The organism is Silicimonas algicola (assembly GCF_003970735.1).
Taxonomy (GTDB): domain Bacteria; phylum Pseudomonadota; class Alphaproteobacteria; order Rhodobacterales; family Rhodobacteraceae; genus Silicimonas; species Silicimonas algicola.
This window is the reverse complement of record NZ_CP034588.1, coordinates 388508-405711: the sequence shown is the minus strand read 5'-3', so window position 1 is coordinate 405711 and position 17204 is coordinate 388508. Positions and strand designations below refer to the sequence as shown.

The window sequence follows — 17204 nt, the reverse complement described above, 5'->3', positions numbered from 1 at the left end:
CCGGGAGGAGCGGCAGTGACGGCGAAACGGGTCTTGGGCGCGGTTCTTGCGCTCTGCACCTTCTCCACCGGCGCTCTCGGGTTCGAGATCAGGTTCCAGACTCCCGATACGGGGGACTCGTTGCGCGACGCGCTTTACGCGTCGTCGCTGACGGCCGCCGAGAAGGAGGAAGGGACGAACGATCCGCAGGACATCCTGGCTGCCGCGCAGGCGGATTATGCGCGGCTTCTGGGCGTGCTTTACGACAGGGGCCGCTATTCCGGCGTCATCTCGATCCTGCTCGACGGGCGCGAGGCTGCGGCGATCCCGCCGCTGTCGGCACCGCGGGCGGTGCAGGAGGTGACGATCCGCGTCGAGCCGGGCCCCGTGTTCCGCTTCGGCCGGGCCGAGATCGGTCCGCTGGCGCCGGGCACCGAGATCCCGGAGGAATATCGCAGGGGCGAGGTCGCGGGCGCCGCGGCCATTCGCGCCGCAGCCGAGGCCGCCGTGGAAGCATGGCGGTCGAACGGCAACGCCAAGGCGCGGGTTTCGGACGAGAGGATCGTCGCGCGGCACGCTCAGACGCAACTGGACGCGAGCCTGCGACTGACGCCGGGCCCCGTCCTGAGCTTCGGTCCGGTCCGCGTCAGGGGCAACGACGACACAAAGACGGCGCGCATCCTGAAGATCGCGGGACTGGAGGAAGGCCGGCGCTATGACCCAGAGGAGATCGACCGCGCGGTGACGCGGCTTCGGCGCACCGGCACCTTCAGCAGCGTCACCGTCGAGGAGGCCGAGGCGATAGGGCCGGGCAACACCCTGCCCCTGACCATCGGCGTCGTCGAGCAGACGCCGCGCCGCTTCGGCTTCGGCGCCGAGTACGGCTCGGTCGAGGGCGGGCGACTGTCGGCCTTCTGGCTGCACCGCAACTTCCTGGGCGGCGCCGAGCGGTTCCGCGTGGACGGCGAGGTGTCGGGCATCACCGGCGAGACCGGCGGCATCGACTACAGCCTCGGCGTCCGCTACGAGCGGCCAGCCACGCCGAAGGCCGACATCGACCTTTTCGCAGCCTTCTCGTTCGAGTCGCTGGACGAGCCCGATTTCACCTCGGACACGACTGAGTTCACTTTGGGCTTCACGCGCTATGCGACCGACGAGCTGACCGTCGAGGCGGGGCTCGGCTATCTTTACTCCGAGATCGTGGACGACTTCGGGCCGGAGACCTTCAGTCTCATCACCCTGCCGCTTGCCGCTGAGTACGACGCGCGGGACGTGCCCTTGAACCCGACCGAGGGGCTCTATGCCGACCTGACGGTGACGCCGTTCCTGGGTCTGGCGGGAACCACCGACGGAGCGCAGATGACCTTCGACGGGCGCGGCTATCGCGCGCTGGGCGGCACGATCTTCGCGGGGCGGTTGCAACTAGGCGCGCTGGCCGGGCCGAGCCTTGAAGACAGCCCGGCGATCTATCGCTTCTATTCCGGCGGGGGCGGCACGGTGCGGGGCCAGGATTACCAGTCGCTTGGCGTCGATACGGGCGGCGCCTTCACCGGCGGGCGCAGTTTCGTCGGTCTGTCGGCCGAGGCGCGGGTCAATGCGGGCGAAAACTTCCAGGTCGTGCCCTTCGTCGACTGGGGCTACATCGGCGAGGAAAGCTTTGCCGACTTCTCGGGCGAGAGCCACGCCGGTGCTGGTCTGGGCGTGCGGTACGTGACGGGCATCGGACCCATTCGGCTGGACGTCGCGACGCCGATCGCGGGCGATACGGAGTCGGCCAACTTTCAAATCTATGTCGGCATCGGGCAGGCGTTCTGATGCGGCGCGGTCTTCTTCTTGCCCTTGCGCTGAGCGTCGCGCTGCCCGCCGCCGCGCAGGTCACGGACGCGCCCGCCGACGAGGAGCCCGGCTTCTTCGACCGCCTGTTCAGCAGCGACGACTCTCCCGACGACGAGGCGCAGGGCGGGTTCCTCGAGCGGCTGATCGAGGACAACCTGTCCGGCGCGGGCCGGCAGGTCAGCATCACGGGTTTCGAGGGCGCGCTTGGCGGGCGGGCGACGATAGAGAGCCTGACCATCGCCGACGATGAGGGCGTGTGGCTGACCATCACCGACGCGGTTCTGGACTGGAACCGGAGCGCGCTGTTTGGGGGGCAGCTTGAAGTCTCGCAACTGACGGCGGACGAGATCCTGCTGCCTCGACTGCCTTCGGTGCCCGAGAGCGATGCGCCGACGCCCGAGGCCTCGGGGTTCAGCCTGCCGGAGCTGCCGGTCAGCATCGAGATCGGCCAGATCGCCGCCGCGCGGGTGGCCATCGGCGCTCCGGTGTTCGGGGCCGAGGCGGAGGTGTCGCTGGAGGGCGCCGTGAGCCTCGCGGACGGCGAAGGCGAAGCGACGCTTGCGGTCGAACGGTTGGACGGGCGCGGGGCCCTGACGCTGGAGGCGGCTTACGCCAACGAGACGGGCGTGCTGGCGCTGGATCTGGCGCTGGAGGAGGCGCTGGACGGTATCTTCGCCAATCTTGTCGATCTGCCGGGCCGGCCTTCGGTCGAGTTCGGCGTGGTCGGCGAAGGACCGGTGGACGCCTTCGCCGCCGACATTCGCCTGGCGACTGACGGGGCCGAACGGCTGACCGGGCAGATCGCGACAGCGGGCGGCGAGGCCGAGGGCGAGAGGCGCTTTACCGTCGACATCGGCGGCGACATCGCTCCGGTCTTCGCGCCGGACTATCGCCCGTTCTTTGGCGATGCGGTGGCGTTGCAGGCGGAGGTCACGCGCTTTCCGGATGGGCGCACGCTGCTTGAAGGGCTCGACCTGTCAGCGGGTGCGCTGACTCTGGAGGGCCGTGCGCTGATCGGCGCGGATGGGCTGCCGGTCGAGATCGCGGTCGAGGGTGCGATTGCGTCGGCAGACGGGACGCCCGTGCTGCTGCCCCTGCCGGGACCCGAGACGCGGGTGGACCGGGTGGATCTTGAGGTCTCTTACGACGCGGCGCAGAGCGAGGACTGGCAGGGCGCCTTCCGCATCGCCGGGCTGGATCGGCCGGGCTTCAAGGCAGAGGCGCTGGAACTGGACGGCACGGGACGGATCGCGCAGGGCGAGGACGGCGGGGTCACGGCGAACCTCGACTTCGCGGCGCGGCGGCTGGATTTCGGCAATCCCGACGCCGAGGCGGCACTGGGCGAGGAGGTCACGGGTGCTGCGCGGATCGAATGGGCCAAGGGCGGCGACCTGCGGGTGTCGGACCTGACGGTGACGGGCGAGAGCTATGGTCTGTCGGGCGACGCGGTGGTGTCGTTTCCCGAGGAGGGCGGGCCGGTCGCGACGGGCTCGGCCCGCGTCGAGGCGCAACGGCTGGCGGCGTTCTCGGGCCTTGCGGGGCGGCCGCTTTCGGGGGCAGCGGAGATTCAGGCAGACTTCACGGCCGAGCCGCTGTCGGGGACGTTCGACGTGGATCTTGAGGGGTCCTCGACCGACCTTGCCGTGGGACAGGAGATCGCGGACCGCATCCTGGACGGCGAGACGGACTTGAGCCTGCGCGCCGTGCGCAGCGAAGAGGGCATCGTCCTGACGCTGCGACGGATCGAGAGTGCCGAGGCGCGGGTGACGGGACGGGCCGAGTTGCGGTCTGGCGGCTCGCAGCTTTCGCTAGAGGCGCGGCTCGAGGATGCGTCGACGGTGCTGGAGGAATTGTCAGGGCCGGCGGTGCTGACCATCGAGGGCACCGAGGACGAGGAGCGCGACTGGGCGATCAACGCGACGCTCGACGGGCGCGATCTGGATGCGACGGTGGGCGGCCGGCTGACGGATTTGTACGAGGCGCCACGCTTCGACGGACGGATCGAAGCGTCGTCGCCCGACGTGAGCGCCTTCGCGGGCGTGGCGGGACTGCCGATCCGGGGGGCGCTGACGCTGGACGCCGAGGGCGGGCTGGCGTTCGACCTGTCGGACTTCGCGCTGACCGCGCAGGCGACGGGCGACGGCTTCGGCATCGGGCAGGCTCAGGCCGACCGGGTGTTCGCGGGCGCGTCCTCGGCGCGGGTCGAGGTGGCGGGCAGTCTGGAGCGGATCGCGTTCGATGTGTTCGAGGTGGCGACGCCGGTGCTGACGGCTTCGGGTGAGGGCGTCCTGACCGATGCGGCGACGGCGCCCCGGTTCGAGGGGCGGATCGAGGCCGCATCGCCCGACGTCTCGGCTTTCCGCGAGCTTGTAGGGATGCCGATCTCGGGCGCGGCGACTGTGGATGCCGAGGGCGTGCTGGCGTTCGACCTGTCGGAGTTCGACCTGCGGGCGGAGGTCGAGACGCAGGATCTTGGCATCGGCCAGCCTGATGTGGACAGGCTGCTGTCGGGGCGCGCGACGGCGAGGGTCGATGCTGCGGGCAGCCGCGAGGCGGTGACGGTGCGGCTGTTCGAGGTGCGATCCGACGAGCTTACGGCATCTGCCAGCGGGCAGATCACCGAGGGCGACAGTCTTCTGTCGCTGGAGGCGCGGCTGGCGGACGTCTCGCGCTATGCGGGCGGCATCTCCGGTCCGCTGTCGGTGACGGGACAGGTCTCGCGCAGCGGGACCGGACCCTTCACCGTCAATCTGGAGGCTGACGGGCCGGGCGGATCATCGGCAAGTGTCGAGGGCACGCTCGCCTCCGACGCCTCGACCGCCGACCTGGCGCTGCGGGGATCGCTGCCGCTTGGGCTGCTCGATCGTTTCCTTGGGGCGCAGAACCTGACGGGCACCGGCGGTTTCGACCTTCGACTGAACGGACCGCTGGCCCTGTCGAGCCTGACGGGTCAGGTGACGACGGCCAATGCGCGGCTTGTGTTGCCGAGGCTGAACCTGACGCTGGAGGATCTGACGCTGAACGCTCAGATCAACGGCGCCCAAGCCCAGATTTCGGCCACCGCGGCGGTCGCGGACGGCGGACGGGTGACGCTGGAGGGCTCCGTGGCTCTCGTCGCGCCCTACCCGGCCGACCTGACGCTGGTCCTGTCGAGCGTCGCGCTGTCGGACCCAAGGCTTTACGAGACGACGGCGGACGGGCGTATCACGATCACCGGTCCCCTCGCGGGGGGCGCGCGGATCGCCGGCTCCATCGAGCTGGGCGAGACGAACATCCGCATCCCCGCCTCGGGCTTCGGAGGCGCGGGCGCCATCCCCGAGATCATTCACATCGCGGAGCCGCCGCCCGTGCGACGGACGCGGGCGCGTGCCGGTCTTCTGGGGGAAAACGGCGGCGGCAACGGCGACGGTGGCGGCTCGGGTGCGGGCGGACCGGTCTATCCGCTGGACATCACGATCTCGGCGCCGAACCGCGTGTTCATCCGAGGACGGGGGCTGGAAAGCGAATTCGGCGGCAGCCTGCGCCTGACCGGGACAACGGCCGACGTCGTTCCCCTCGGGTCGTTCGAACTGATCCGGGGCCGGCTGGACATCCTCGGCAAGCGGCTGGAGCTGGAGGAAGCGCGCGTGACGATCCAGGGTTCGTTCGAGCCCTACCTCGACCTGCGCGCCTCGACCACCGCCGAGGATTACCGCGTGAACGTGCTGGTCACCGGTCCGGCAGGCGATCCCGACATCGCCTTCACCTCAAACCCCGATCTGCCCGAGGAGGAAGTGCTGTCGCGGCTTCTCTTCGGCCGCGGGCTGGAGACGCTGAGTCCGTTTCAGGCAGCGCAACTGGCGCTGGCCGTCCGCACGCTGGCCGGTCAGGGAGGCGAGGGCGTGGTCAGCCGGGTTCGCGAGCAATCGGGGCTGGACGACCTGGACATCGTGACGGGAGAGGACGGCAACACCGCGGTGCGGGCGGGGGCATATCTGTCGGACAATCTCTATACCGACGTGACCGTCGACAGCGAGGGCGAGACCGAGGTCAATCTGAACCTGGACCTCACGCCATCCGTGACGGTGAAGGGCGGATTCTCGAACGACGGCGAGACGAGCCTCGGCGTCTTCTTCGAGCGTGACTATTAAGCCACGGCATCGCGGAGGGCCAAGTCGCTTTTCCAACGTCGTTATTCGGCGCGGACGTCGAATTTCCGGGCAATCCGCTGGCCGACGGGGCGGATCCGCGCATGGTCGGGGCGGCATGTTGGAATCGCCACATTGCGATGTTACATTGGAACCGGCGGGCCCCGGCGCCGTTTTTCCGTGGTGAAACGTAGGAGGACGATGTCCTGTCCCAGGTTCAAGACGCGGCCAGCGTGGCCGCCGGAACGGCCGGTCCTGTGATGACCGGCACCCTTTCGAGCGACGAACTGCTCGTCCACATCCTCGCAACGCTGGAAGACCTCAAGGCCGAGGAGATCGTCAAGATCGACCTTCGCGGCAAATCGAGCATGGCCGACTGGATGGTTATCGCGACGGGCCGGTCTTCCCGGCAGGTCTCCTCGATCGCGGATGCCGTGGTCGACAGGCTGAAGCAGGATCACGGGCGGCTGTCCAAGATCGAGGGCAAGGAAACCGGCGACTGGGTGCTGATCGACGCGGGCGACGTGATCGTCCACGTCTTCCGCCCCGAGGTGCGCGAGTTCTATCAGCTGGAAAAGATGTGGCTGTCGCCGAAAGAGGCAGCGGCGACCGGCCGGGCCTGACCCCAGGGTTATGCGCGTCAAGATCGCGGCGGCCGGCCGTCTGAGGGCCGGCGCCGAGGCCGACATGGTCTCGGACTATCTCACGCGGTTCGACCGAACCGGGCGCGCGCTGGGGCTCGGTCCCGCAACCATCCACGAAATCGAAGCGAAGAAGGGCGGCATGGTGGCCGAGGCCGACCTGCTTGGCCGCGCGGTTCAGGGCGCCGATGTCGTCGTGGCGCTGGACGAACGCGGCCGGGTGATGACCTCGCCCGAGTTCGCGGCGATGCTGGCGGACTGGCGCGACCAGGGGCGCGGCGAGGTCGCCTTCATCATCGGCGGCGCCGACGGCATTCATCCGGCGCTGCTGGAGGCCGCCGATGCGCGTTTGTCCTTCGGGATGATGGTCTGGCCGCACATGCTGGTGCGCGTGATGCTGTCCGAGCAGCTTTATCGGGCCGCCTCGATTCTGGCAGGCGCGCCCTACCACAGGGACTAGGCGTCAGGCGGCGTAGGTGTGTCGGGCCTGGAGAAGCTGTGCGCAGATGACCTCGACGGCAGGCCGTGCATAGGGCTTTTCGAGGCAGGGCTCGTGGAAGCCCATGGTGCGGACGATGGCGGCAGGCTCACGCGAGGTGACGACGCCCGGGATCCCCGCGCGCCGCAGCCAGCGCGACAGGTCATCGGATGGCAGGCCCAACAGCGAGGCACCGAAGATCACCGCGTCGACATGCGCCGCGTCGCCTCTGAGGGCGCGGAGCGCCATCGCGGGGACCACGGCGATGGCCGCGACCTCGTGGCCCAGATCTTCGAGAATGCATTCGATGTCGATGGCCGCGACGGTATCGTCCTCGGCCAAAAGGAAACGGAGTCTGTCGTCGGAACCGTGCAGTGTCATCGGTCGCCCCCAGGGTTCAGGGTTTGTCGGATCGTCCCACCACTGACCCAGCCATAGCAGATTCGCGTGACGGTTGCGCGACATTCGCGCGACAGGGCGGTGGACGTAGCGGAAAGCTGCCGTCAGGTCGTGACGTCGGGAGCGGTCCGGCCGGTGTGACGCTCGATTCCCGCGATTTGATCGGCGGTCTCGACCACCTGCGTCAGAGCCTCGGCGGCGGGGCGTTCCAGCTTCGACGGGTCGCTTTCGACCGCCTCGAGATAGACGCGCAAGGTCGCGCCCACCGTCCCGGTGCCTGACAGGCGATAGACGATGCGGCTGCCGTTGTCGAAGAGGATGCGGATGCCCTGCCCTTCCGAGTGCGAGCCGTCGACGGGGTCGTCGTAGGCGAATTCGTCAGCCGCGCTGACGGTGCCCGCCGGAAAGGTCTGTCCCGCAAGCCCGGGCAGGCGCGCGCGGAGGTCGTCCATCAGCGCGTTGGCGCGGGCGTTCTCGACCGCCTCGTAGTCGTGGCGGGTGTAATAGTTGCGGCCGAAGCGCTGCCAGTGCGCACGCATCAGGTCGCCGACGCCTTGTCCCGTTTCGGCGAGGATGTTGAGCCAGAGCAGCACCGCCCAAAGCCCGTCCTTCTCGCGGACGTGGTCGCTGCCGGTGCCGGCACTTTCCTCGCCGCACAGGGTCACCTTGCCGGCGTCAAGAAGATTCCCGAAGAACTTCCAGCCGGTAGGCGTCTCGTAGCAGTCCAAACCCAGCGCCTCGGCGACGCGGTCGACGGCGCCGCTTGTCGGCATGGAGCGAGCCACGCCCTTGAGGCCGCCTGCATAGCCGGGGGCGAGGTGCGCGTTCGCGGCGAGGACGGCGAGGCTGTCGGAGGGCGTGACGTAGAGCCCGCGCCCGAGGATCATGTTGCGGTCGCCGTCGCCGTCGGAGGCGGCGGCGAAGTCGGGGGCGTCCGGACCCATCACGAGGTCGACCAGCGGCTTGGCCCAGATCGGGTTCGGGTCGGGATGGCCGCCACCGAAGTCGGGCATCGGTGTGCCGTTGACGACAGTGCCCTTCGGCGCGCCGAGGCGGCGTTCCAGGATCTCTACGGCATAGGGGCCGGTCACGGCGTGCATGGCGTCGAAGCACATGGTGAAGCCGGAGGCGAAGAGGTCGCGGATGGCTGCGAAGTCGAAGAGGCTCTCCATCAGCGCGGCGTAATCGGCGACGGGGTCCACGACCTCGACCTCCATGCCGCCGAGAGTCGTCGTGCCGGGTGTCGAGATGTCGATGTCCTGCGATTCGACGATCGCGTATGAGGCGAGTGACGTCGTCGCGTCGAAGATGCGGTTCATCAGATCTTCCGAACCGGGACCGCCGTTCGGGCCGTTGAACTTGATGCCGAAATCCTCGTCTGGACCGCCCGGGTTGTGGCTGGCCGAAAGGATGATGCCGCCGTCGGTCTCGCGCTTGCGGATCAGGTGCGAGGCGGCGGGGGTCGACAGGATGCCGTCCTGCCCGACGATCACCTTGGCGGCGCCCGAGGCCGCCGCCATTCGCAGGATCACCTGCACCGCGCGGTCGTTGAAATAGCGCCCGTCGCCGCCGACGACGAAGGTCTTCCCCTCTGCGCCGCCGATGCCGTTCCAGATCGCCTGCACGAAGTTCTCGAGGTAGTGCGGCTCCATGAAGGTGCGGGTCTTCTTGCGCAGACCCGAGGTGCCGGGCTTCTGGCCCTCGATGGGCTGCGTCTTGACGGTCAGGCTTTGCATCTGGTGTCTCCCCTCGCACCACTCGCACCTAGCGAGGGTTCAGTCCCCGGCAACCCCGGCAGGTCAGACGGACATCGTCGCTGCCACGGCCTTCTTCCAACGCGCGTATTTCGTGTCCCGCTCGTCCTTGGGCATCGTCGGCTCGAAGCGGCGCTCCAGCGCCCAGCCTTTCGAAAAGCCCTCGGCGTCCGGATAGACGCCCGCGCGCATTCCCGCCAGCCAGGCCGCGCCGAGCGCCGTCGTTTCCAGCACCTGCGGGCGGTCGACGGGGGCGCCGATGATGTCGGCGAGAAACTGCATGGTCCAGTCGCTGGCTGTCATGCCGCCGTCGACGCGCAGGACGCCTTCGCTGTCGTGGCCCATGTCGCCGCGCATCGCCTCGAGAAGGTCTCGGGTCTGGAAGCCCACGCTTTCGAGCGCGGCGCGCGCCAGCTCCTTGCGGCCCGAGTTGCGGGTGAGGCCGAAGACCGCGCCCCGGCAATCGGGATCCCAGTAGGGCGCGCCCAGGCCGGTGAAGGCGGGCACGAGGATCAGCGACTGGCTTGCGTCCGCGCCTTCGGCCATCGCCTGCGTCTCCTTGGCGGCCTCGATCAGTCCCAGCCCGTCGCGCAGCCATTGCACCACAGCGCCGGCAATGAAGATCGAGCCTTCGAGCGCATAGGTCGGCTTGCCGTCCAACTGATAGGCGATGGTGGTCAGAAGCCGGTTGGTCGACCGGACCGGCGCATCGCCCGTGTTGAGCAGCGCAAAGCAGCCCGTGCCATAGGTCGACTTCATCATGCCGGGCGAAAAGCACGCCTGACCCACGGTCGCCGCCTGCTGGTCGCCCGCGACGCCGAGGATGGGGATGTCGCCGCCGAAGACCGTCGTGGTGCCGAAGTCGTCGGCACAGTCGCGGACCTCGGGCAGCATCTCGCGGGGGACGTCCAGCAGTTCGCAGATCGTCGAGGACCAATCGCCCTTGTGGATGTCGTAAAGCATCGTGCGCGCGGCGTTGGTCGCGTCGGTGACGTGCGAGCGTCCTTCGGTCAGACGCCAGATCAGCCAGCTATCGACCGTGCCGAACATCAGCCGGCCGATGCGGGCGCGGTCGCGGGCGTCCTCGACCTGATCGAGGATCCACTTGGCCTTTGTCGACGAGAAGTAGGGATCGGCGATCAGGCCCGTCTTGGCGGTGATCGTCTCTTCGTGACCGTCGGCCTTCAGCCTCGCGCAGTAGTCCGCCGTGCGGCGGTCCTGCCAGACAATGGCGTTGTGCAAGGGTTTGCCGGTGTCGCGGTCCCAGACCAGCGTCGTTTCGCGCTGGTTGGTGATGCCGATGGCGGCGATGTCGGCGGCGGTGGCGCCGGCCTTGTCCATCGCGGCGGTCGCGGTCTCGACCACCGTGCGATACAGGTCCTCGGGATCGTGCTCGACCCAGCCCGACGCCGGGAAGTGCTGGGGGAACTCCTGCTGGGCAGAGGCCACGATACGGAGGTCGGCGTCGAACAGGATCGTCCGGCTGGAGGTCGTGCCCTGGTCGATCGCCATAACGTAGGTGGTCATGCTGTCCCTCCCTTTGGGGCGCAGTCTGTCCAAAGCCTTGGCACTTCGCAACTGCGTGCCTGCCGCTTCATCTCTTCCCCATCATGCAAGCCCGCTCCTGCCGTCCCTCACCCGCTCGTGATTGGCGCTGGCCGACCTGTCCGCTAGGCTTTGGCACAGGAGGTTTCCCCATGCTCCGACTGACCCTTGCCGTCGCCCTCGTTACCGTCGGCCTGCCCGCGCTGGCGCAGGACCGGATGCCGAGCCACTGCATCGCCATCGCCGACGCCTCGCCCGAACTTGTCTGGCGGGCCGCATGGTCCGACCCCCTGCCCGACGCCGAGACGGTGCGGATCTCCTATGTCGATCACTCGATGTACCTGATCCAGACCGAGGGCGGGCTCGACGTCATCACGGACTTCAACGGGTTCACGGGCTCGGGCGGTCCGCGGCCGGACGTGGTGACGATGAACAACTCGCACAGCAGTCACTGGACCGCCATTCCCGACCCGTCGATCCCGAACATTCTCGAGGGCTGGCGGCAGGAGGGCGCGCCGGCCGACCACTACCTCGATTTGGGCGAGATGCTGGTCCGGAACGTGACCACCGACGTGCGGGGCGGCTTTGGCGGCGACCGGATCACCGACAACAACTCGATCTTCATCTTCGAGGTCGCCGGTCTCTGCATCGGGCATCTCGGACACCTTCACCACGAGCCGTCGGACGAGACCTATGCCGCCATCGGGCGGCTGGACGTGGTGATGGCGGCGGTGGACGGCGGCATGACGGTCGACATCCCGACGATGATCCGGATCGTGAAGCGGCTGCGGTCCTCGGTCGTCCTGCCGATGCACTGGTTCTCGGGGCCGTCGCTGGAGCGTTTCCTTGTGGGCGTTTCGGACGAGTTCGCGGTCGACGTCCGTGACGGCAGCGAGATGGAGGTGTCGCTGCGCACCTTGCCGTCGCGGCCGACGGTTGTCGTGCTGCAACCGGGCTTTCTGGCACCCTCGCTGGATTGACACTCTCGGGGCCCGGACCTACCGCTTGGCCCATGCTGACAGACGCCGACCAAGCCTTCGCCGACGCGCTCGCCCTTCGTGGCGTGACCGTGAAACCCGCCGCACCCAATTACCTGGAAGAGCCGCGCGACGTCTATCATGGCCGTCCCGGCTTCGTGGCGCTGCCGTCCGATACCGACCAGGTATCCGAGGTGGTGAAGGCTTGCGCCGCTGCGGGAGTGGGGATCCAGCCCTATGGCGGCGGCACGGGTCTTGTCGGCGGGCAGGTTTCGTCCGAGGGGCCCGTACCGCTGATCGTCTCTCTCGAACGGATGAACCGCGTGCGCGCGATCTATCCCGAGGAAGATACCATCGTCCTCGACGCCGGCGTGACGGTGTCCGAGGCGCAGGCGGCGGCCGAGGCGGCGGGGCGGCTGTTTCCGGTCAGCTACGGCAGCCAGGACAGCGCGAGGATCGGGGGCGGGCTGGCGGTGAACTCGGGCGGGCTGAACGTCCTGCGCTATGGCATGGTCCGCGACGTGTGCCTCGGGATCGAGGCGGTGCTGCCGGACGGCTCGATCCTGAACGGGCTGAAGCGGCTGCGGAAGGACAACACGGGCTACGATCTGCGCCACCTGCTGATCGGGTCCGAGGGCACGCTCGGCATCATCACGGGAGCGGCGATGCGCCTGTTCCCGCGCCCCGCGCAAATCGCGACGGCCTTCCTCGTCGTGCGCGACCCAGGCGCGGCCATCGCGCTTCTTACGCTCTTCCGACAGCGGGCGGGCGAGGCGGTGTCGGCCTTCGAGCTGATCTCGCGCACGAACTTCGACATGATGGCCGAGACGCATCCCGAGGCGCGTCAGCCGTTCGAGACGTTCCCGGAGTGGGCGATCTTGACCGAACTGGGCACCGGCCCCGGCGCGGACCCCGAGGAGATGATGACCGCACTCTTCGAGGATGCCTTCGAAGCCGGCCTCGTCAGCGACGGCGCGGTGGCGCAGAGCGGGCAGCAGCGCGCCGACTTCTGGCATTTCCGCGAGACCATCCCCGAGGCGAACCGCCGGATCGGCGCCATCGCGTCGCACGACATCTCGCTGCCGCTGTCCGAACTCGCAGGGTTCATCGCCGAGGCGCCGGAGGCGATCGCCGCGATCGCACCGGGCCGCATCGCCTGCTTCGGCCACCTGGGCGACGGCAACCTGCACTACAACCTCTTCCCGCAGAGGGGCGACACCCGCGACGCCTACATGGCGCGGTCGCACGACGTGTCGGACCTTGTCCACGAGATGGTCGTCGCGCGGGGCGGCAGCTTCAGCGCCGAGCACGGCGTGGGCCGCAAGAAGGTGGGCGAACTGCAACGCTGGGGCGACCCCGCCAAGCTGGCCGCCATGCGGGCGATCAAGACGGCGCTCGATCCCAAGGGCATCATGAACCCCGGCGCGGTGCTGCCCCTCCTCTGACCGTGGCTTCCCTGCCGCGTCCGGGGAACTGCGTGACCAAGACGCTTGCGACAGCGCCGGGCGCCTGCCAAGGTTTCCCGACCTACAGCCGCCATGAGAGCGGCGTCCATGAGAGGCAGGACCAATGAGCGAGCAGCACGCTTTCGCCGACGAATTGCGCACGCGAATTCTTCAGCAACCCGACGTGATCCTCGAGGATCCGGATGTAATGCGGGCGCTCATCACGGCGAACGACCGGTCGCTTGGCGGCAATGTCGTCGACCTTCGCGGTGTGGCGATGGACCGTCTCGAGGCACGACTCCAGCGGCTGGAAGACACGCACCGCTCGGTCATCGCGGCGGCCTACGAGAACCTCGCGGGCATGAACCAGGTGCATCGCGCCATCGTGTCTTTCCTCGAGCCTCTGACCTTCGAGGGCTTCCTGTCCTGCATCGGGACGGACGTGGCCGACATCCTGCAGGTCAACCTCGTGCGCCTTGTCCTGGAAAGCCAGGAGATGCCCGACGCGAACCTCGGCAGCGACGTCCTGACCGTGGTGCAGCCCGGCTTCGTGGGAGACTACATGGGGCAAGGGCGTCCGATCCGGCGCGTCACGCTGCGCCAGACCGACGGCAACGCCGGCCTCGTCTTCGGGCGCGGCGCGGGGTGGATCCAGTCGGAAGCCTGCATCTATCTCGACTTCGGCGCAGGCCGCCTGCCGGGGATGCTGGCCTTCGCCTCGGATGATCCGCTGCATTTCGCGCCGACGCAGGGCACGGACCTTCTGGACTTCATGGGATCGGTCTTCGAACGCGCCATGCGGCGCTGGCTGGGGTGATCCAGCCCGGCCTCCGCGACGCGCTGGAGCGGTGGCTGGCCGAGCTGGCCGCCGTGGGCGGGCGGTCGCCGCGCACGGTCGAGGCTTATGGCTCGAACGTGGCGGCATTTCTGGCCTTTCTCCAGACGCATGACGGAGACGGCGCGGGCACGGCGCGGATCGGACGGCTGACGCTTCAGGACATGCGGTCCTGGATGGCGCACGAGCGCGCCCGGGGACTTTCGGCGCGGTCGCTGGCGCGGGCGCTGTCGGCGGTGAAGAACTTCGTCGCCTGGATGGCCGAGCGCGAGGGGTTCGACCCCTCGGCCGTCTTGATGACGCGCACGCCGCGGTTCAAGAACAAGCTGCCGCGCCCGCTGGCCGAGGACGCCGCGCGCGCGATGATCGAGACAGTCGAGCTTCAGACCAGCGCCGGTTGGACGGGCCTCCGCGACCAGGCGGTGCTGACGCTTCTCTATGGCTGCGGGCTGCGGATCTCGGAGGCGCTTGGCCTGATGGGCCGGGACCTGCCTTTGGGCGAGTCGCTGCGGATCTTCGGCAAGGGCGGGAAAGAGCGGATCGTGCCGGTCCTGCCGGTCGCGCGGCGTGCCGTCGCGGCCTATGCCGAGGCCTGCCCCTTCGATCTGACGCCGGAGGCCCCCGCCTTCCGCGCCATGCGCGGCGGCGGCCTGGGGCCGCGCCATATCCAGAAGGTGATGGAGCAGGCACGGGCGCAACTCGGGCTACCGGCGACGGCGACCCCCCACGCCATGCGCCACAGCTTCGCCACACACCTGATGAACGCGGGCGGCGATCTGCGCGCGATCCAGGAGCTTCTGGGCCATGCCTCGCTGTCGACCACGCAAGCCTATACCGCCGTCGATACCGCGCGGCTGATGGAGGTCTACGAAGCGTCGCATCCGCGTGCGGCGGCGGAGTGAGGACCTTTTGCGGTCGAGAACCGTTTTGCACCCGACAGCCGGATCAGGCATGAGGGACCGATGACGCGGAAGACGCAGGCCTACCTTGTCCACCTTTTGACCGCCTCGGGCGCGGTCTTTGCCATGCTGGCGCTCCTTGAGGCGGCCAAGAACGACTGGGCGGCGATGTTCTTCTGGTTGGTGGTCGCCTTTGCGGTGGACGGCATCGACGGGCCTCTCGCGCGCAAGACCGACGTCGGGATCAACGCGCCCCGGCTCGATGGCGCGCTTCTGGATCTCATCATCGACTACCTGACCTATGTCTTTATTCCGGCCTTCGCGCTGTTCCAGTCGGGGCTGATGCCGGGCTGGACGGGGTGGGCCGCGATCATCGTCATCACCTTCGGGTCTGCGATCTATTTTGCGGACACGCGGATGAAGACGTCGGACTATTCCTTCTCGGGCTTTCCCGCCTGCTGGAACATGGTCGTCCTCGTCCTCTTCGCCATCAAGCCCAGCTTCTGGGTGATCCTGCTTCTGGTCTGCATCCTCGCGGTCGCGATGCTGCTGCCGATCAAGTTCATCCATCCGGTGCGCACCGCGCGGTGGCGCTGGATCTCGCTGCCCGTGGCGCTGCTCTGGACGGTCTTCGCAGGATGGGCAGCGGCCGTCGGGTTCGACCCGCAAAGCTTCGCGCACTGGGGCCTCGTGGTGACCTCGCTCTGGCTTATGGGTGCGGGCGCGGCGCAACAGGTGATCTACCGCGAGCGTCTCTGACCCGACGCTGCGGAACTGTCACAAGCATATCGCGTTCTTCGGTCATCGTCCCGTGGCGGGAGACAGTATTTCACCCCGCTTTGCGGAATGGACGAATCGTTGCAGGATCGTCCCCGGGGGGAGTGCATTATGTCGGAATATCTGCCGAAAGAAGTGCGTGAGGGGCTCGAGTTGGCCCGCAAGCAGACGCTTCGCAAGAAGAGCCGGATGAGGGTCAAGGCGGGCGACCGGACCTTCGTCATTCTCAGACACTGGACCGACGGGTTCGCGCTCGATGCCGACGACGCCCCGCACCTGCGGGGGCTGGTCGACGTCTATGACGGCGCGCGGCACCTGTCGCAATGCCTCATCGTGGCGTCCGAGGCGGACGGTGGCGAGATGGTCTTTGAATACAAGCGAGCGACGCCTACCGCCGAGCAGGCGCCGCTGGACTATGAGAAGACGGCGGGTCCGGTCGCCCTGATCGCCAGCCGCGTCGGGCGCAGGCCGCCTTGAGACGGTCGCGCCCATGCGGCGCGGACCAGTCCAGCACCGGATTGATCGGGATGATCCGGTTCGGGTTTATGGTCTCGTGGCTATAGTGGTAGTGGCGCACGATGTGGTCGAAGTTGACCGTCTCGGCCACGCCGGGCCATTGGTACAACTCGCGCGCATAGGCCCAGAGGTTGGGATAGTCGCGCAGGTAGTTCCGGTTGCACTTGAAGTGCGTGTGATAGACCGGGTCGAAGCGGAAGAGCGTGGTTGCCAGCCGCCAGTCCGCCTCGGTGATGCGGTCCCCGACCAGATAGCGGTTCTTCCCGAGGATCCCCTCCAGCCAGTCGAGGCTGTCGAACAGGTCGCCGACGGCCTCGTCATAGGCGTCCTGCGTCGTGGCGAAACCGGCCTTGTAGACGCCGTTGTTGACGGTGTCGTAGACCCGCGCGTTCACCTTCTCGATCCGCTCGCGCAGGTGCTCGGGCCAATAGTCGTCGGTGTTGCCCGTCAGCCCGTCGAAGGCCGAGTTGAACATGCGGATGATTTCGGCGCTTTCATTCGACACGATGGTGTCGCGGGTCTTGTCCCAGAGGACCGGGACAGTCACCCGGCCCGAGACGTCGGGCTCGGCGCGGATATAGACGTCGCGCAGGTGGGGAAGGTTGAACAGCCCGTCGCCCGTCGCCCCCTCGTAATCGGCGTCGAAGGTCCAGCCGTCGGACAGCATCTCGGGATGCACGACCGAGACCGGGATCAGGTCTTCGAGCCCCTTCAGCTTGCGGAAGATCAACGCGCGATGCGCCCAGGGACAGGCGTAGGAGACATAGAGATGATAGCGCCCCGCTTCGGCCTTGAAGCCGCCCTCGCCCGTGGGTCCGGCGCTTCCGTCCGGGGTGACCCAGTTGCGGAAGGCGGTGGTGGACCGCTCGAAGCGTCCGCCCGACTGGGAGGTGTCGTACCAGATGTCCTTCCAAACGCCCTCGACAAGCTTGCCCATGATCTGTCTCCTCTCGCAGTCATTCGTCCTAGATAGGACGCCTGCGCGCCAGATAAGGT

At 68.2% G+C, this 17204-nt stretch carries 14 protein-coding genes; 10 read left to right on the top strand and 4 right to left on the bottom strand.

Features of this window, described 5'->3' with window-relative positions; genetic code table 11:
* The first annotated feature begins 15 nt into the window (after nucleotides 1-15).
* From EF888_RS01970 to rlmH, 4 genes are all read left to right on the top strand, one after another.
* Nucleotides 16-1794 carry an autotransporter assembly complex protein TamA gene (locus tag EF888_RS01970; RefSeq protein WP_109757205.1) on the top strand — a complete coding sequence of 593 codons (1779 nt, stop codon included), beginning with the start codon at nucleotides 16-18 and terminating at the stop codon, nucleotides 1792-1794.
* Nucleotides 1794-5945, top strand: a complete 4152-nt coding sequence (locus EF888_RS01965; protein ID WP_109757204.1) for a translocation/assembly module TamB domain-containing protein — start codon at nucleotides 1794-1796, stop codon at nucleotides 5943-5945. Before EF888_RS01970 ends, EF888_RS01965 begins: the two co-directional genes overlap by 1 nt.
* A 257-nt stretch (nucleotides 5946-6202) precedes the next feature.
* Complete coding sequence (gene rsfS / locus EF888_RS01960; protein ID WP_109757908.1) at nucleotides 6203-6565, top strand: ribosome silencing factor; 363 nt, start codon at nucleotides 6203-6205, stop codon at nucleotides 6563-6565.
* Between the two features lie 10 nt (nucleotides 6566-6575).
* Nucleotides 6576-7043 carry a 23S rRNA (pseudouridine(1915)-N(3))-methyltransferase RlmH gene (gene rlmH / locus EF888_RS01955; protein WP_109757203.1) on the top strand — a complete coding sequence of 156 codons (468 nt, stop codon included), beginning with the start codon at nucleotides 6576-6578 and terminating at the stop codon, nucleotides 7041-7043.
* A gap of 3 nt (nucleotides 7044-7046) precedes the next feature.
* On the opposite strand, the gene EF888_RS01950 is transcribed toward rlmH, so the two are convergent.
* From EF888_RS01950 to glpK, 3 genes are all read right to left on the bottom strand, one after another.
* Nucleotides 7047-7442 carry a response regulator gene (locus tag EF888_RS01950; RefSeq protein WP_109757202.1) on the bottom strand — a complete coding sequence of 132 codons (396 nt, stop codon included), beginning with the start codon at nucleotides 7440-7442 and terminating at the stop codon, nucleotides 7047-7049.
* 122 nt (nucleotides 7443-7564) lie between these two features.
* Nucleotides 7565-9196, bottom strand: a complete 1632-nt coding sequence (locus EF888_RS01945) for an alpha-D-glucose phosphate-specific phosphoglucomutase (RefSeq protein ID WP_109757201.1) — start codon at nucleotides 9194-9196, stop codon at nucleotides 7565-7567.
* Nucleotides 9197-9259: 63 nt separating this feature from the next.
* Complete coding sequence (gene glpK, locus EF888_RS01940; RefSeq protein WP_109757200.1) at nucleotides 9260-10741, bottom strand: glycerol kinase GlpK; 1482 nt, start codon at nucleotides 10739-10741, stop codon at nucleotides 9260-9262.
* A 170-nt stretch (nucleotides 10742-10911) separates the two neighbouring features.
* On the opposite strand from glpK, the gene EF888_RS01935 reads away from it, so the two are divergent.
* From EF888_RS01935 to EF888_RS01910, 6 genes are all read left to right on the top strand, one after another.
* The gene (locus EF888_RS01935) at nucleotides 10912-11739 is read left to right on the top strand and encodes an MBL fold metallo-hydrolase (RefSeq protein ID WP_109757199.1); all 828 of its coding nucleotides are present in this window, start codon (nucleotides 10912-10914) and stop codon (nucleotides 11737-11739) included.
* Nucleotides 11740-11771: 32 nt separating this feature from the next.
* A complete protein-coding gene (locus EF888_RS01930; RefSeq protein WP_109757198.1) occupies nucleotides 11772-13181 on the top strand; it encodes an FAD-binding oxidoreductase in 1410 nt (469 codons plus the stop codon).
* A 124-nt stretch (nucleotides 13182-13305) separates the two neighbouring features.
* On the top strand, nucleotides 13306-13998 hold the full coding sequence (locus tag EF888_RS01925; RefSeq protein ID WP_109757197.1) for a DUF484 family protein: 693 nt from the start codon (nucleotides 13306-13308) through the stop codon (nucleotides 13996-13998).
* Entirely contained in the window at nucleotides 13995-14918 is a 924-nt protein-coding gene (locus EF888_RS01920) for a tyrosine recombinase XerC (RefSeq protein ID WP_241239772.1), read from the top strand. Before EF888_RS01925 ends, EF888_RS01920 begins: the two co-directional genes overlap by 4 nt.
* A 60-nt stretch (nucleotides 14919-14978) precedes the next feature.
* On the top strand, nucleotides 14979-15674 hold the full coding sequence (locus EF888_RS01915) for a CDP-alcohol phosphatidyltransferase family protein (RefSeq protein ID WP_109757195.1): 696 nt from the start codon (nucleotides 14979-14981) through the stop codon (nucleotides 15672-15674).
* Between the two features lie 129 nt (nucleotides 15675-15803).
* Complete coding sequence (locus EF888_RS01910; protein ID WP_109757194.1) at nucleotides 15804-16169, top strand: hypothetical protein; 366 nt, start codon at nucleotides 15804-15806, stop codon at nucleotides 16167-16169.
* Here EF888_RS01910 and EF888_RS01905 read toward each other — a convergent pair.
* A complete protein-coding gene (locus tag EF888_RS01905; RefSeq protein ID WP_109757193.1) occupies nucleotides 16081-17145 on the bottom strand; it encodes a glutathione S-transferase family protein in 1065 nt (354 codons plus the stop codon). The two genes, EF888_RS01910 and EF888_RS01905, sit on opposite strands and share 89 nt — an antisense overlap.
* Between the last annotated feature and the right edge of the window lie 59 nt (nucleotides 17146-17204).

Bases quoted from the DNA above. Each gene is read 5' to 3' on its own strand.
- glpK (WP_109757200.1), bottom strand. From the start codon at position 10,741: ATGACCACCTACGTTATGGCGATCGACCAGGGCACGACCTCCAGCCGG.
- EF888_RS01965 (WP_109757204.1), top strand. From the start codon at position 1,794: ATGCGGCGCGGTCTTCTTCTTGCCCTTGCGCTGAGCGTCGCGCTGCCC.
- EF888_RS01945 (WP_109757201.1), bottom strand. From the start codon at position 9,196: ATGCAAAGCCTGACCGTCAAGACGCAGCCCATCGAGGGCCAGAAGCCC.
- EF888_RS01905 (WP_109757193.1), bottom strand. From the start codon at position 17,145: ATGGGCAAGCTTGTCGAGGGCGTTTGGAAGGACATCTGGTACGACACC.
- EF888_RS01915 (WP_109757195.1), top strand. From the start codon at position 14,979: ATGACGCGGAAGACGCAGGCCTACCTTGTCCACCTTTTGACCGCCTCG.
- rlmH (WP_109757203.1), top strand. From the start codon at position 6,576: ATGCGCGTCAAGATCGCGGCGGCCGGCCGTCTGAGGGCCGGCGCCGAG.
- EF888_RS01935 (WP_109757199.1), top strand. From the start codon at position 10,912: ATGCTCCGACTGACCCTTGCCGTCGCCCTCGTTACCGTCGGCCTGCCC.
- EF888_RS01950 (WP_109757202.1), bottom strand. From the start codon at position 7,442: ATGACACTGCACGGTTCCGACGACAGACTCCGTTTCCTTTTGGCCGAG.
- rsfS (WP_109757908.1), top strand. From the start codon at position 6,203: ATGACCGGCACCCTTTCGAGCGACGAACTGCTCGTCCACATCCTCGCA.
- EF888_RS01930 (WP_109757198.1), top strand. From the start codon at position 11,772: ATGCTGACAGACGCCGACCAAGCCTTCGCCGACGCGCTCGCCCTTCGT.
- EF888_RS01910 (WP_109757194.1), top strand. From the start codon at position 15,804: ATGTCGGAATATCTGCCGAAAGAAGTGCGTGAGGGGCTCGAGTTGGCC.
- EF888_RS01925 (WP_109757197.1), top strand. From the start codon at position 13,306: ATGAGCGAGCAGCACGCTTTCGCCGACGAATTGCGCACGCGAATTCTT.